Here is a 13,025-nt window from a genome sequence, read left to right as displayed (position 1 = left end):
GATCAAGCTGTGGAGGACCGGTGGCCCAGCCGACCACGCCCGACGCCCCGATTCCGACCGAGGCCGTGCCGGGCGCGCCGCCGCCGGTGAGCACCACCCCGGCCCAGGACGCCACCCTGCTGGAGCGGGCGCTGTTCGAGATCAAGCGGGTGATCGTCGGCCAGGACCGGATGGTCGAGCGGATGTTCGTGGCCCTGCTCGCCCGGGGGCACTGCCTGCTGGAGGGGGTGCCCGGCGTGGCCAAGACCCTCGCCGTGGAGACCCTGGCCAAGGTGGTCGGCGGGTCGTTCGCCCGGGTGCAGTTCACCCCGGACCTGGTGCCGGCCGACATCATGGGCACCCGGATCTACCGGCAGTCGAGCGAGAAGTTCGACGTCGAACTGGGCCCGGTCTTCGTGAACTTCCTGCTCGCCGACGAGATCAACCGAGCTCCGGCGAAGGTTCAGTCGGCGCTGCTGGAGGTGATGAGCGAGCGCCAGGTGTCCATCGGCGGCGAGACCCACCCGGTACCCGACCCGTTCCTGGTGATGGCGACCCAGAACCCGATCGAGCAGGAGGGTGTCTACCCGTTGCCGGAGGCGCAACGGGACCGCTTCCTCATGAAGATCGTGGTCGGCTATCCGACCGACGCCGAGGAGCGGGAGATCGTCTACCGGATGGGGGTGGCCCCGCCCGAGCCGGCCCGGGTCTTCGACACCCCGGACCTGATCGCCCTCCAGCACAAGGCCGACCAGGTCTTCGTGCACAACGCGCTGGTCGACTACGCGGTCCGGTTGGTGCTCGCCACCCGCGCCCCTGCCGAGCACGGCATGCCGGACGTGGCGCAGCTCATCCAGTACGGCGCCAGCCCGCGCGCCTCGCTCGGTCTGGTCCGGGCCACCCGGGCGCTGGCCCTGCTGCGCGGCCGGGACTACGCGCTGCCGCAGGACGTGCAGGACATCGCCCCGGACATCCTGCGTCACCGGCTGGTGCTCAGCTACGACGCGCTCGCCGACGACGTGCCGGCCGACCACATCGTGCACCGGGTGATGTCGACCATCCCGCTGCCGTCGGTCGCGCCCCGGCAGCAGGCCACGCCGCCACCAGCCGCGCCGCCCGGCGCCGGCTGGCCCGGGCAGCGGCCGTGACGCCACCCACCCGGCTGCCGGCCACCGGCGACCGCTCCGGCGCCGTCCTCGCCCGGCTGCAGCTGATGGTCACCCGCAAGCTCGACGGGCTGCTCCAGGGCGACTACGCCGGGCTGCTGCCCGGACCGGGCAGCGAGGCGGGGGAGTCCCGCGAGTACCGTCCCGGCGACGACGTACGCCGGATGGACTGGCCGGTCACCGCGCGGACCACGACGCCCCACGTCCGGCGTACGGTGGCCGACCGGGAGCTGGAGACCTGGCTGGCGGTGGACCTCTCGGCCAGCCTGGACTTCGGCACCGGGCAATGGCTCAAGCGCGACGTGGTGGTGGCCGCCGCGGCCGCCCTGGTCCACCTGACCGTCCGGGGTGGCAACCGGATCGGTGCGGTGGTCGGCACCGGAGCCGCACTGCCCGCACAGACCGGCCGGTGGCGGAGCGGTCCGCCGGCCACCGGACCCGGCACCCTGCGGCGGCTGCCCGCCCGGGCCGGCCGCAAGGAGGCGCAGGGGCTGCTCCGGGCCATCGCCGGGACGGAGATCCGGCCGGGGCGCAGTGACCTCGGCGCGCTGGTCGACATGCTCAACCGGCCGCCCCGGCGGCGGGGTGTGGCGGTGGTCATCTCCGACTTCCTCGCACCGCCACAGCAGTGGGGCCGGCCGCTCCGTAAGCTGCGGGTCCGGCACGACGTGCTGGCGATCGAGGTGGTCGACCCGCGCGAGCTGGAGCTGCCCGACGTGGGGGTGCTGCCGGTGGTCGACCCGGAGACGGGGGAACTGCACGAGGTGCAGACCGCCGACCCGGGCCTGCGCCGCCGGTACGCCGACGCGGCGGCCGCCCAGCGCGCGGCCGTCGCCACCGAGCTGCGCGCCGCCGGCGCCGCCCACCTGCGACTGCGTACCGACCGAGACTGGCTGCTGGACATGGTGCGGTTCGTGGCCGCCCAGCGGCACGCCCGGACCCGAGGGACGACCCGATGATCCGTTTTCTGCAACCGTGGTGGCTGCTGGCCGTGCTGCCGGTGCTCGCCCTGGCCGCGGCGTACGTCTGGCGGCAGCTGCACCGCCGGGCGTACGCGATGCGGTTCACCAACGTCGACCTGCTGCGTACCCTCGCGCCCAAGGGGCTGGGCTGGCGGCGGCACGTGGCGGCCACCGCCTTCCTGCTCTGCCTGCTGGTGCTGTCCACCGCGCTGGCCCGGCCGGCCATCGACACGAAGGAGCCGCTGGAGCGGGCCACCGTGATGCTGGCCATCGACGTGTCGCTGTCCATGCAGGCCGACGACGTCGCCCCGAACCGACTGGAGGCCGCCCAGGAGGCGGCCAAGCAGTTCGTCGGGGAGCTGCCGGAAAGCTACAACCTCGGGCTGGTCTCCTTCGCCAAGTCGGCGAACGTGCTGGTCCCGCCGACCAAGGACCGGGCCGCGGTGACCACCGCCATCGACGGGCTGGTGCTGGCCGAGGCGACCGCCACCGGCGAGGCCGTCTTCACCTGCCTGGAGGCGATCCGCTCGGTGCCCGCCGACGGCGCGGCCGGCATCCCGCCGGCCCGGATCGTGCTGCTCTCCGACGGTTACCGCACCTCGGGCCGGTCGGTGGAGGAGGCGGCCGCGGCGGCGCAGGCGGCCAACGTGCCGGTCTCCACCATCGCGTTCGGCACCGACTCGGGCCAGGTGGACATCGGTGGCCAGCTGCAGCGGGTGCCGGTGGACCGGGCGGCGCTGTCGCAGCTCGCGGAGACCACCCAGGGCTACTTCTACGAGGCCGCCTCGGTGAGCGAGTTGAAGCAGGTCTACCAGGACATGGGCAGCTCGATCGGGTTCCGCACCGAGCCGCGGGAGATCACCCAGTGGTACGCGGGGATGGCGCTGCTCCTCGCCCTCTGCGCGGGTGCGCTGAGCCTGCTCTGGTCGTCCCGCCTGATCTGAGGCGCGACGGCCGGCGGGACGGCAGCGACGGCCGGCCGGGGTGCGCCCCGGCCGGCGCGGTCAGCGACCGCCGGCCAGGACGAAGAGGACGGCCACCCAGACGGCGGCGAGGGTGAAGCCCAGCGGGGCGACGTAACGGCTCATGTGACTGCTCCGTGGCGACGGGACGGTCCGGGCGGCAGGGTCCGGACCGCAGGGGTGGCTCAGGACGTACGCACACGAAGTCGTGACCGGGTTGCTCCGCCACCGGCGGGCCCGACGGGCCACGCGGCAGGATCACCCCCGGCCGACGGCCGAGGAGACGGGAGTTGCACCGGGGCGGGAAGCGGGGTCAGCTGCGCCGACTGAGTCGCGGCTCAGCGGGGCTGACGGTCGGCCCGGCCACGACTGGAAGGATCGCTATCTCGCACAGCGATCACCTCCTCCGGTCGGCGGGGCACGAAGGTCACGGGCGATCCCGCCCGCAAACGAGGATCATCGTACACCCGACGGCCCGGCGCCCCGCACTCGGCCGACCGGTCCGCCCGCGCCGCCCGGTCGACGAGCGCCGTCGCGGGCCGACGAGTGTGCCCTCGGCCGGAGCGCACCAGCACCGCCAGGACCAGCGCGAGCAGCGGCAGCCAGCACAGCCGTGCGGCCAGCCAGCCGGGACCGTCGGGCGGGGTGTGCAGCCCGGGCAGCGGACCGGCGAACCGGGCGGCCAGCACGCTGACCCCGACCAGGACCGGCTGGTGGCAGAGGTAGACGCGCATGGCCTGCCGGTTCACCCCGCGGACCAGGCGCGCCGACGCGGGCCGGTCGAGCAGCCGGCGCAGCGCCGGTCGGGCCAGCAGTCCGGCGCCGACCTGCGCCGCGGCCAGGGCGACGGCGAGCAGCGAGGGCGGGCTCAGGTTCGACCGGCCGGCGCCGGGCACCCCGACCGCGCTGACCGGATAGCCGAGGGCGAGCAGCGCGGCCAGCGCGACGGCCCCGACGACGATCAGCGTCCCGGCCGCGCGGCGCCCCGCGAGCCGTCCCTCGGCGTGTGCCAGCCCGAGCAGGTAGGGCACCGACCACGCGGCGAGCACGGCGACCGGCAGCAGCCACGGGCGTGCCGCCGGCAGGCGTACCGCGAGATCCGCGCCGGCGACCACGGCCGCGGCGGGCACCGCGCAGCGCACCGGTCCCCATCGCCGTACGGCGGCGGCCAGTGGCGCGGTGAGCGCCGAGAGGGCGGCCAGGGGGAGCAGGAACCACAGTGGACTGGCGGTCAGCGTCACCGCGACGCTGAGGACGTCGTCCGGGGCGCCCAACACGATCGCGACCAGCAGCCCGGCCGCGCCCACGCCGAGCAGGGCCAGGGCGGGCCGGACCAGGCGGCCCAGCCGGCGGAGCAGCCATCGCGCGGGGCTGGCGGCCGAGCCGGCCAGCGAGCGGCCGGCGGCGTGACCGGCGGCGAAGAAGAACAGGCCCAGCGCCTGGAACAGCCAGCTGGCCGGGGCCAGCGCCGGCATGGTGGCCAGCGGGCTGGCCTGGTGCACCGTCCCGTCGGGCGCCAGCACCAGGGCGGTGACCAGCCAGTGCCCCAGCACCACCGCGCCGATGGCGTACGCCCGCAGCGCGTCCACGACGCGGTCCCTCATCGCGCGACCCCCGCCCGGACCTCGCCACCCAGCACCACCGCGGCGACCGCCGGCAGCGTCGCCGTGCCGGGCACCAGGTAGCCGTCGTGCCCGGCGACGCCGTCGACCGGCAGCGGCCGGGCGCCGAAGGCCGGGTCACCGGGCCGGATGCCGTGCCCCAGGCCGGGCAGCCGTACCTGCGGCACCCGGCGGATCCAGTCGGTCGGCGCCTCGGCCGCCCACACCCGGACGCCACCGAGCCGGCCCGCCCGGTCCACGCCGGTGCCGATGCCGCCGAGCGTCACCAGGTCGCTGACCTGCGCCGGGGCGCGCCGCGCGGACCGCCCGACCACCAGCGACCCGTAACTGTGCCCGATCAGGGTGATCGCCGCGTCCGGCCGGCGGGCGGCCAAGGTGCGCAGCGTGCCGAGCAGCGCCGCCGCGCCGCGGTCGGCGCTGGCGGTCCCGGCCGCGGTGAGCATGCCGTCCGGCGCGTCGTAGCCCAGCCAGGCCAGCACCGCGACCCGGGCCGCCGGGTCGTCCGCCCGCAGCTCCCGGTACAGGTCGCGGGCCTGCCGGGCCGGGGCGCGCCGGGCCACCCCGCCGAGCCCGCGGTCGAAGTCCCGCAGCGTGCTGCCCACCCCGGGCACCAGCACCGCGATCCGATCGGCGGTCGCCAGGTCGCCCAGCACCTCCACGGCGAGGCCGTCGCCGCGCGGATCGAAGACCAGGAACCGCCGGCCGTCCGCAGCCCACCGGTCGTACGGCGGGCCGCCCGCGCGCAACCGCGCGGCCACCGTCGGGTACGCCTCGACGTACGCCGCCGGTGCGGTCGGGCCGGGGCGGCCCGGTGCCAGCAGGCCGAGGCCGAGCAGCGCGGTCGCCGCCACCCGGGCGGGTCGGGTCCAGTGCATCGTGGTGCTCCCTCCGGAAGTGGTCCGGCGGAAGCGTGCGGTGCGGACGGGCGGAGATCGTCACCCTGCGGGCTGGTTCCCGGCGTACTACCCCGGAGCTATTCGCCGGCGGCCACCAGACCCGTCTCGTAGGCGAGGACCACGGCCTGGGCGCGGTCGCGGAGCTGGAGCTTCGCGAGGATCCGCCCGACGTGGGTCTTCACGGTCTGCTCGGCGACCACCAGGTCCGTGGCGATCTCCGTGTTGGAGCGGCCCCGGGCGATCAGCCGGAGCACGTCGGTCTCCCGAGGGGTCAGCGCGGCCAGGTCGGTGGGGCGGGGCCGGCGCCGGCCGGGGCGGGCGGCGAAGTCGGCGATCAGCCGGCGGGTCACCGACGGGGCGAGCAGCGCGTCGCCGGCCGCCACCACCCGGACGGCGTGCACCAGGTCGGCGGCGGGGGCGTCCTTGAGCAGGAAGCCGCTCGCCCCGGCGCGCAGCGCCTCGTAGACGTAGTCGTCTAGGTCGAAGGTGGTCAGGATGAGCACCCGGGGGCGGTCGGTCCGGCGGTCGCCGAGGAGTTGGCGGGTGGCGGCGAGCCCGTCCAGCACCGGCATCCGCACGTCCATCAGCACCACGTCCGGGTCCAGCCGGCGGGACGCCTCGACGGCCGCCGCGCCGTCCGCGGCGTCCCCGACGACGAGCAGGTCCGGCTGGGCGGCCAGCAGCGCGCCGAAGCCCTGCCGGACCATCGCCTGGTCGTCCGCGATCAGCACCCGGATCATCCGGCACCGTCCTCCCCGTCGTAGGGCAGCTGCGCGGCCACGGCGTAGCCGCCGCCGTCGACCGGCCCGGCGGCGAACGTGCCGCCCAGCGCGAGGGCCCGTTCCCGCATCCCGGTCAGCCCGTGCCCGGCGCCCCGCTCGGCCCCGGTCGGCGCGCCCGTGCCGGCGGTGTTCTCGACGCGTACCGCCAGGGCGCGGGGACCGGGGCGGACGGTGACCCGCACCGCGGCGCCGGCGGCGTGCCGGGCGGCGTTCGCCAGCCCCTCCTGCACGATCCGGTACGCGGCCAGCCCGACCGGCGTGGGCGTCCCGGCGGTCGGCGCGGGGGCGTCCAGGGTGACCGCGAGGCCGGCCCGCAGGGCGGTCTCCACCATGGCCGGCAGGTCCGCCAGGTCAGGCTGGGGCGTGGTCGCCGGGCCCGCGGCCTCGCTGCGTAGCACCCACAGCAGGCGGCGCATGTCGGTGAGCGCCTCCCGGGCCGACCCGGCGACGGCGGCGAACTCGGCCCGGGCCGGCTCCGGCAGGTCGCCGAGGCGGTAGGGGGCGGTCTCCGCCTGCACGGCGATCATCGACATGTGGTGGGCCACCACGTCGTGCAGCTCGCGGGCGATCCGGGTGCGCTCCTCCAGCACCGCCCGGCGCTCCTTCTCCCGTTCGCTGAGCTCGGTCTGCGCGGCGAGGGCTCGGCGGGACAGCCGGTTGCCGCGGACGAGGTGGCCGAGCACCAGCAGGGTCAGGACCAGCAGCAGTACGCCAGCCCAGTTGTTGGAGCCGACCAGCGTAACCACCGGCACCATCGTGATGACGCCGACCCAGAGCAGCACCGGCCGGTCGACCCGGGCCGCCACCACCGCCAGCACGAGCAGCGACCCGAGCACCAGGACCGGGTTCCACGGCCAGGCCTGGCCCGGCGGCGCGTTGAACGTGCAGGTGAGCAGCGCCACGATGGTGAGCCGCCAGGCGAACAGCGGACGCCGGGGCAACGCGAGCAGCGGGGCGACGGTCAGCCCCGCGAACAGGATCGCCACCACCCCGGGCAGGTGCCGGCCGGTCTCCTCGGCCAGGGTGGCGGCGAACAGGACCACCACCGCGAGCAGGCCGACGGGGCGCGCGTACCGGGACAGCCGGGGCCAGCGCTCCAGCGGCGGCTGGGAGGGCGGGAAGTCCGGTCCCGCGACGGTCCGCCGCAGCGCCTGCCAGGCGGCCCGGACAGGGTGCTTCTCCATCAGCGGCAGCGTACGGGCCGCCCCGGTCACCGTCGTCCCACCAGAGGGTGAGCCGCCGCGTCGTACCCCGGTGTGACCTGGCCGCGTTAGCGCTTACCTGCCGGTAACCCCTAGGCTCGCCAGCGGTTGAGAGATCAGTTGAGCAGAGGGGGAACGGTGGCCCGTACCGTGCTGGTGACCGGCGGAAACCGGGGGATCGGCCTGGCCATCGCGCAGGCCTTCGCCAAGCAGGGCGACCGGGTGGCGGTGACCCACCGCAGCGGGGACGCCCCCGCGGGCCTGTTCGGCGTGAAGTGCGACGTCACCGACGCCGAGTCGGTGGACGCCGCGTTCACCGCCGTCGAGGCCGAGCTCGGGCCGGTCGAGGTGCTGGTCGCCAACGCCGGCATCACCGACGACACGCTGATCATGCGGATGTCCGAGGAGCAGTTCACCCGGGTGCTCGACACCAACCTGACCGGCGCGTTCCGCTGCGCCAAGCGGGCCTCGACGAAGATGCTCCGGGCCAAGTGGGGTCGGATGATCTTCATCTCCTCAGTGGTCGGCCTGTACGGCGGTGTCGGGCAGGTCAACTACGCGGCCAGCAAGGCCGGCCTGGTCGGCGTGGCCCGCTCGATCACCCGCGAGCTGGGCAGCCGCAACATCACCGCGAACGTGGTGGCGCCCGGCTTCATCGACACCGACATGACCGCGGCGCTGCCCGAGGAGCGACGCACCGAGTACCGCAAGGCCATCCCGGCCGGCCGCTTCGCCGAGCCGGACGAGGTCGCGGCCGTGGTCGCCTGGCTCGCCTCGGACGCGGCCGGGTACATCTCCGGCGCCGTCATCCCGGTCGACGGCGGCCTGGGCATGGGTCACTGAGCAGAGCACGGAGGAAATCAATGTCCGGACTTCTGGCCGGTAAGCGGCTGCTGGTCACCGGCGTCATCACCGACGCCTCGATCGCCTTCTCGGTGGCGAAGCTCGCCCAGGAGAACGGCGCCCAGGTCGTGCTCACCGGCTACGGCCGGCTCTCCCTGGTCGAGCGGATCGCCAAGCGGCTGCCCGAACCGGCCCCGGTTATCGAACTGGACGTGACCAACGCCGAGCACCTGGCCGGCCTCGCGGACCAGGTGCGCGAGCACGTCGACGGCCTGGACGGGGTGGTGCACTCGATCGGCTTCGCCCCGCAGAGCTGCCTCGGCGGTGGTTTCCTCGACGCGCCGTGGGAGGACGTGGCCACCGCGGTGCACGTCTCGACCTACTCGTACAAGTCCCTCGCCATGGCGGCGCTGCCGCTGATGTCGGCGGGCGGCGCGGTGGTCGGCCTCACCTTCGACGCCACCAAGGCCTGGCCGGTGTACGACTGGATGGGCGTGGCCAAGGCCGGGCTCGAGTCCGCCTCCCGCTACCTGGCGCTGCACCTGGGCAAGCGGGGCATCCGCAGCAACCTGGTCGCCGCCGGCCCGCTGCGCACCATCGCCGCCAAGTCCATCCCCGGCTTCGAGCAGTTCGAGGACGCCTGGGCCGAGCGCGCGCCGCTGGGCTGGAACCTCACCGACCAGGAGCCGGCCGCCCGGGCCTGCCTGGCGCTGCTGTCGGACTGGTTCCCGGCCACCACCGGCGAGATCGTCCACGTCGACGGCGGCTACCACGCGATCGGCTCCTGAGCCGCCCGGAGAGGGCCCCTTGCTGACGCCTGCGGCGCAGCAGGGGCCCGCTCAACATCCGCACCCAGGGGGCGTCGCATCCCCGTCATCCTGGGCGGGAGAGAATGAGCCCATGGCGTACGACGCGTTGGTGCTGGTCTCCTTCGGCGGCCCGGAGCGGCCCGAGGACGTGCTGCCCTTCCTACAGAACGTCACCCGGGGGCGGGGCGTGCCGCCGGAGCGGCTCGCCGAGGTCGCCGAGCACTACCTGCACTTCGGCGGGGTCTCCCCGATCAACCAGCAGTGCCGGGACCTGCTCGCGGCGATCCGCGCGGACTTCGCCGCCAACGGCGTCGACCTGCCGGTCTACTGGGGCAACCGCAACTGGGACCCGATGCTCGCCGACACCGTGGCGCGGATGCGCGACGACGGCGTCCAGCGGGCCCTCGCCTTCGTCACCAGCGCCTACGGCGGCTACTCCTCGTGCCGGCAGTACCAGGAGGACATCGCCGCGGCCCGGGCCGCGGTCGGCCCGGACGCCCCGCTGATCGAGAAGCTGCGCCAGTTCTGGGACCACCCCGGCTTCGTCGAGCCGCACGCCGACGCGGTGCGGGCGGCGCTGGCGCAGCTCGACCCGGCCAAGCGGGACAGCACCCGGGTGGTGTTCACCGCGCACTCCATCCCGGTCTCGGCGGCCGCCACCGCCGGCCCGCACGGCGGCCGGTACACCGCCCAGCTCGCGGAGACCGCCCGGCTGGTGCACGCCGCCGCGGCGCCGGACCTGCCGTACGACCTGGTCTGGCAGAGCCGCTCCGGGCCGCCGCAGGTGCCGTGGCTGGAGCCGGACGTCAACGACCACCTGGCCGCCCTCGCCGAGCAGGGCGTGACCGGCGTGGTGGTCAGCCCGATCGGGTTCGTCTCCGACCACCTGGAGGTGGTCTGGGACCTGGACACCGAGGCGCTGGAGACGGCCAAGCAGCTCGGCCTGGACTTCGTCCGGGCCGGCACCCCGGGCACCGACCCGCGCTTCGTGGCGATGGTCCGCGAGCTGGTGCTGGAACGCACCGCCCCGGCCGGCGAACGGCTCGTCCGCCGCCTCGGCGAGCTGCCCATGTGGGACACCTGCCCGGCGTTGTGCTGCGTGCCCCCGGCCCGCCGCCCCTGAGCCCGACCAACCTCCGACACCCCTGGGACGACACATGCATGACCGCAAGCCGGTGCAGAGCTGGCTCACCGACATGGACGGCGTGCTGGTGCACGAGGGCCAGCCGGTGCCCGGTGCGCCCGAGTTCATCAAGAAGCTGCGTGCCTCCGGCAAGCCGTTCCTGGTGCTGACCAACAACTCGATCTACACGCCGCGGGACCTGCAGGCCCGGCTGGCCCGGATGGGGCTCGACGTGCCGGAGGAGGCGATCTGGTCGTCCGCCCTGGCCACCGCCCAGTTCCTGGCCGACCAGCGCCCGGGCGGCACCGCGTACGTGATCGGCGAGGCCGGGCTGACCACGGCCCTGCACGCGGTGGGGTACGTGCTCAGCGACTTCGCCCCGGACTACGTGGTGCTCGGGGAGACCCGCACCTACAGCTTCGAGGCGATCACCAAGGCGATCCGACTGATCAACGACGGGGCCCGGTTCATCTGCACCAACCCGGACGCGACCGGCCCGTCGGTCGAGGGCGCGCTGCCGGCCGCCGGCTCGGTGGCCGCGATGATCTCCAAGGCGACCGGGGTGGAGCCGTACTTCGTCGGCAAGCCCAACCCGATGATGATGCGCTCGGCGTTGAACACCATCGACGCGCACTCGGAGAGCACCGCGATGATCGGCGACCGGATGGACACCGACGTCCTCTGCGGCCTGGAGGCCGGGCTGGAGACGATCCTGGTGCTCACCGGGATCAGCTCGCGGGCGGAGGCGGAACGCTACCCGTACCGGCCGTCCCGGATCGTCGACTCGATCGCCGACCTGATCGACGAGGTCTAGACGGCGGAGGGCCGCCGGACACACGGCCCGCGGTCAGGGACGCAGCGGGGCGTTGCAGGCGGCCACCAGCGCCTGCCGGCAGGCGGTGGTCAGCGGGCGCAGCGCGGCGTCCCGCTGCTGCGCCTCGTAGGTGTTGACCGCTCCGCCCGGGGCGCTCTCCCCGGCCAGGGCCAGCACCCGGTCCAGCACCGCGGCGCGGGCGAACAGCCGGCGGGCCCGCGGGTCGAACCCGGGGGGCAGGTCGGTCGTACCGTCGGGGCGGCGCAGCGCCGCGAGGGCGCCGGCCAGCTCGGGCCGCCACTGGGCCACATCCAGCCGGGTGAGCGCGGCGGTCGTCTCGGCGAGCGCGACCGCCAGTTCGGCCTCGGCCTCGGCCGCGCCGGGCACCGCGAGGGACGCCTTCGGCGCGTCCGCCGGCAGCGGGTACACCCGCCACAGCACCGTCTCCCAGGTCATCCCGGAACCGGAGGTGTGGCTGCGCACCTCCGGGACCAGCCCGAGCCCGCTGGCCACCACCGCCTCGCCGGCGAGCAGCGCCGCGCCGGCGAAGTCGCCCGGGCCGGGCAGCCCGCGCGGGTCGCCCGGGGCGGGCAGCACCAGGCGGATCTCGTCCGGGGAGAGCTTCGCCAGGCTGGGCAGTGCCTCCCGCAGGGACACGTCGGTCCAGGTGCCGGGGGCGTCGGCGACCAGGTGCTCCTCGTCTCCGGCGATCGCCTCGGCGACCTCGTCGAACGGCACCAGGCCGGCCCGCCAGGCGCGTACCCAGGCAACGAACCGGCTCGACCGGCGCAGAGCCAGGGTGGCCGCGCCCGTTGCGGGGGAGGACATGCCGAAAGGGTACGTGTTCTCCGCCGTCCCTGTCTCGGCTGCCGCTCCGGCGGCGCGACCTGCCCCCAACTGCCCGCTTCGCCCGGTTCTTGGCCGGCGCCGGCCGTCGACCACGGGCCGCGGCGGCGCGTCGGCGGGCGACACGCCGGGCTGCCGATTAGCGTGATCGACATGGCGGGGCGATACGGCGAGGACGTGCTGGCGGGGGACTGGCGGCGGCGGAAGGTCACCCCGGAGGTGGACGCCGAACCGGACCTGGTCGTCGAGGACGCCGACTCGGGGTTCTGCGGCGCGGTCGTCGGCTTCGAGTCCGGCGCGGTGGTGTTGGAGGACCGGCACGGCCGGCGGCGCAACTTCCCACTGCTCCCGGCCGCGTTCCTGCTCGACGGCCAACCCGTCACCCTGCGCCGCCCGGTACGCGCCCCGGTGCCCGCCGCCCGGCGGCTGACCGCCTCCGGCTCGATCGCGGTCGACAACGTGCGGGCCCAGGTCGCCAAGGCCAGCCGGATCTGGGTCGAGGGCGTGCACGACGCGGCGCTGGTCGAGCGGATCTGGGGCGACGACCTGCGGATCGAGGGCGTCGTGGTGGAGCCCCTGGACGGCATCGACGCCCTGGCCGCCGAGGTACGCGCCTTCGACCCCGGTCCGGGCCGCCGGCTCGGCGTGCTCGTCGACCACCTCGTGCCGGGCTCCAAGGAGAGCCGGATCGTGGCGGCGGTGACCTCGCCGCACGTGCTGGTCACCGGCCACCCGTACGTGGACGTGTGGCAGGCGGTGAAGCCGACGGCGCTGGGCATCCCGGCCTGGCCGGTGGTGCCGCCGGGACGGCCCTGGAAGGAGGGGGTCTGCGCGGCCCTCGGGGTGGCCGAGCCGGCGGACATGTGGCGGCACATCCTGTCCCGGGTGGACAGCTTCGCGGACGTGGAGACGCCGTTGATCAACGCGATGGAGCGGTTGATCGATTTCGTCACCGAGCCTGTGTAGTGGTTGCGCTTGAGGGCCGGGGGCGACCGTGCCCGGCTCCGGGCGGTCAGGCT

13 protein-coding genes are annotated in these 13,025 nt (G+C 75.1%); 8 read left to right on the top strand and 5 right to left on the bottom strand.

Annotated elements, in window-relative coordinates; translation table 11 throughout:
• Nucleotides 1–20: 20 nt before the first annotated feature.
• From ACGF4F_RS30975 to ACGF4F_RS30965, 3 genes are read left to right on the top strand one after another with little or no spacing between them, the layout of a single operon-like run.
• The gene (locus ACGF4F_RS30975; protein WP_357441979.1) at nucleotides 21–1,127 is read left to right on the top strand and encodes a MoxR family ATPase; all 1,107 of its coding nucleotides are present in this window, start codon (nucleotides 21–23) and stop codon (nucleotides 1,125–1,127) included.
• Nucleotides 1,106–2,104: a DUF58 domain-containing protein gene (locus ACGF4F_RS30970; RefSeq protein ID WP_357442004.1), complete on the top strand. Its 999-nt coding sequence runs from the start codon at nucleotides 1,106–1,108 to the stop codon at nucleotides 2,102–2,104. The genes ACGF4F_RS30975 and ACGF4F_RS30970 overlap by 22 nt, the downstream gene beginning before the upstream one ends.
• Nucleotides 2,101–3,051 (top strand): VWA domain-containing protein, encoded by a 951-nt coding sequence (locus tag ACGF4F_RS30965; RefSeq protein WP_357441978.1) that lies wholly within the window; start codon nucleotides 2,101–2,103, stop codon nucleotides 3,049–3,051. Before ACGF4F_RS30970 ends, ACGF4F_RS30965 begins: the two co-directional genes overlap by 4 nt.
• A gap of 356 nt (nucleotides 3,052–3,407) precedes the next feature.
• Here the strand turns inward: ACGF4F_RS30965 and ACGF4F_RS30960 are convergent, their stop codons facing one another.
• The 4 genes from ACGF4F_RS30960 to ACGF4F_RS30945 all read right to left on the bottom strand — a co-directional run bounded on the left by ACGF4F_RS30960 (nucleotide 3,408) and on the right by ACGF4F_RS30945 (nucleotide 7,553).
• A complete protein-coding gene (locus tag ACGF4F_RS30960) occupies nucleotides 3,408–4,673 on the bottom strand; it encodes an acyltransferase family protein (protein WP_357441977.1) in 1,266 nt (421 codons plus the stop codon).
• Entirely contained in the window at nucleotides 4,670–5,566 is an 897-nt protein-coding gene (locus ACGF4F_RS30955) for an alpha/beta hydrolase (protein WP_357441976.1), read from the bottom strand. Before ACGF4F_RS30955 ends, ACGF4F_RS30960 begins: the two co-directional genes overlap by 4 nt.
• A 98-nt stretch (nucleotides 5,567–5,664) precedes the next feature.
• Entirely contained in the window at nucleotides 5,665–6,327 is a 663-nt protein-coding gene (locus ACGF4F_RS30950; protein WP_357441975.1) for a response regulator transcription factor, read from the bottom strand.
• Nucleotides 6,324–7,553 carry a sensor histidine kinase gene (locus ACGF4F_RS30945; RefSeq protein WP_393082825.1) on the bottom strand — a complete coding sequence of 410 codons (1,230 nt, stop codon included), beginning with the start codon at nucleotides 7,551–7,553 and terminating at the stop codon, nucleotides 6,324–6,326. Before ACGF4F_RS30945 ends, ACGF4F_RS30950 begins: the two co-directional genes overlap by 4 nt.
• A 156-nt stretch (nucleotides 7,554–7,709) precedes the next feature.
• Between ACGF4F_RS30945 and ACGF4F_RS30940 the strand changes: the two genes are divergently transcribed.
• From ACGF4F_RS30940 to ACGF4F_RS30925, 4 genes are all read left to right on the top strand, one after another.
• Nucleotides 7,710–8,414: a beta-ketoacyl-ACP reductase gene (locus tag ACGF4F_RS30940; RefSeq protein WP_357441973.1), complete on the top strand. Its 705-nt coding sequence runs from the start codon at nucleotides 7,710–7,712 to the stop codon at nucleotides 8,412–8,414.
• Between the two features lie 20 nt (nucleotides 8,415–8,434).
• Nucleotides 8,435–9,202, top strand: coding sequence for an enoyl-ACP reductase FabI (gene fabI, locus ACGF4F_RS30935; RefSeq protein WP_073838258.1), 768 nt, complete (start codon nucleotides 8,435–8,437; stop codon nucleotides 9,200–9,202).
• A gap of 112 nt (nucleotides 9,203–9,314) precedes the next feature.
• Nucleotides 9,315–10,346 (top strand): ferrochelatase, encoded by a 1,032-nt coding sequence (locus ACGF4F_RS30930; protein ID WP_357441972.1) that lies wholly within the window; start codon nucleotides 9,315–9,317, stop codon nucleotides 10,344–10,346.
• A 34-nt stretch (nucleotides 10,347–10,380) separates the two neighbouring features.
• The gene (locus tag ACGF4F_RS30925) at nucleotides 10,381–11,160 is read left to right on the top strand and encodes an HAD-IIA family hydrolase (RefSeq protein WP_357441971.1); all 780 of its coding nucleotides are present in this window, start codon (nucleotides 10,381–10,383) and stop codon (nucleotides 11,158–11,160) included.
• 33 nt (nucleotides 11,161–11,193) lie between these two features.
• Here ACGF4F_RS30925 and ACGF4F_RS30920 read toward each other — a convergent pair whose 3' ends face one another.
• Nucleotides 11,194–11,988: a hypothetical protein gene (locus ACGF4F_RS30920; RefSeq protein ID WP_393082820.1), complete on the bottom strand. Its 795-nt coding sequence runs from the start codon at nucleotides 11,986–11,988 to the stop codon at nucleotides 11,194–11,196.
• A 171-nt stretch (nucleotides 11,989–12,159) separates the two neighbouring features.
• On the opposite strand from ACGF4F_RS30920, the gene ACGF4F_RS30915 reads away from it, so the two are divergent.
• Nucleotides 12,160–12,972, top strand: a complete 813-nt coding sequence (locus ACGF4F_RS30915; protein ID WP_393082817.1) for a DUF3097 domain-containing protein — start codon at nucleotides 12,160–12,162, stop codon at nucleotides 12,970–12,972.
• Nucleotides 12,973–13,025 lie beyond the last annotated feature (53 nt).

It is taken from the genome of Micromonospora sp. NPDC047740 (genome assembly GCF_043204735.1).
Lineage (GTDB): Bacteria > Actinomycetota > Actinomycetes > Mycobacteriales > Micromonosporaceae > Micromonospora.
This window is presented reverse-complemented; position numbering and strand designations above follow the sequence as displayed.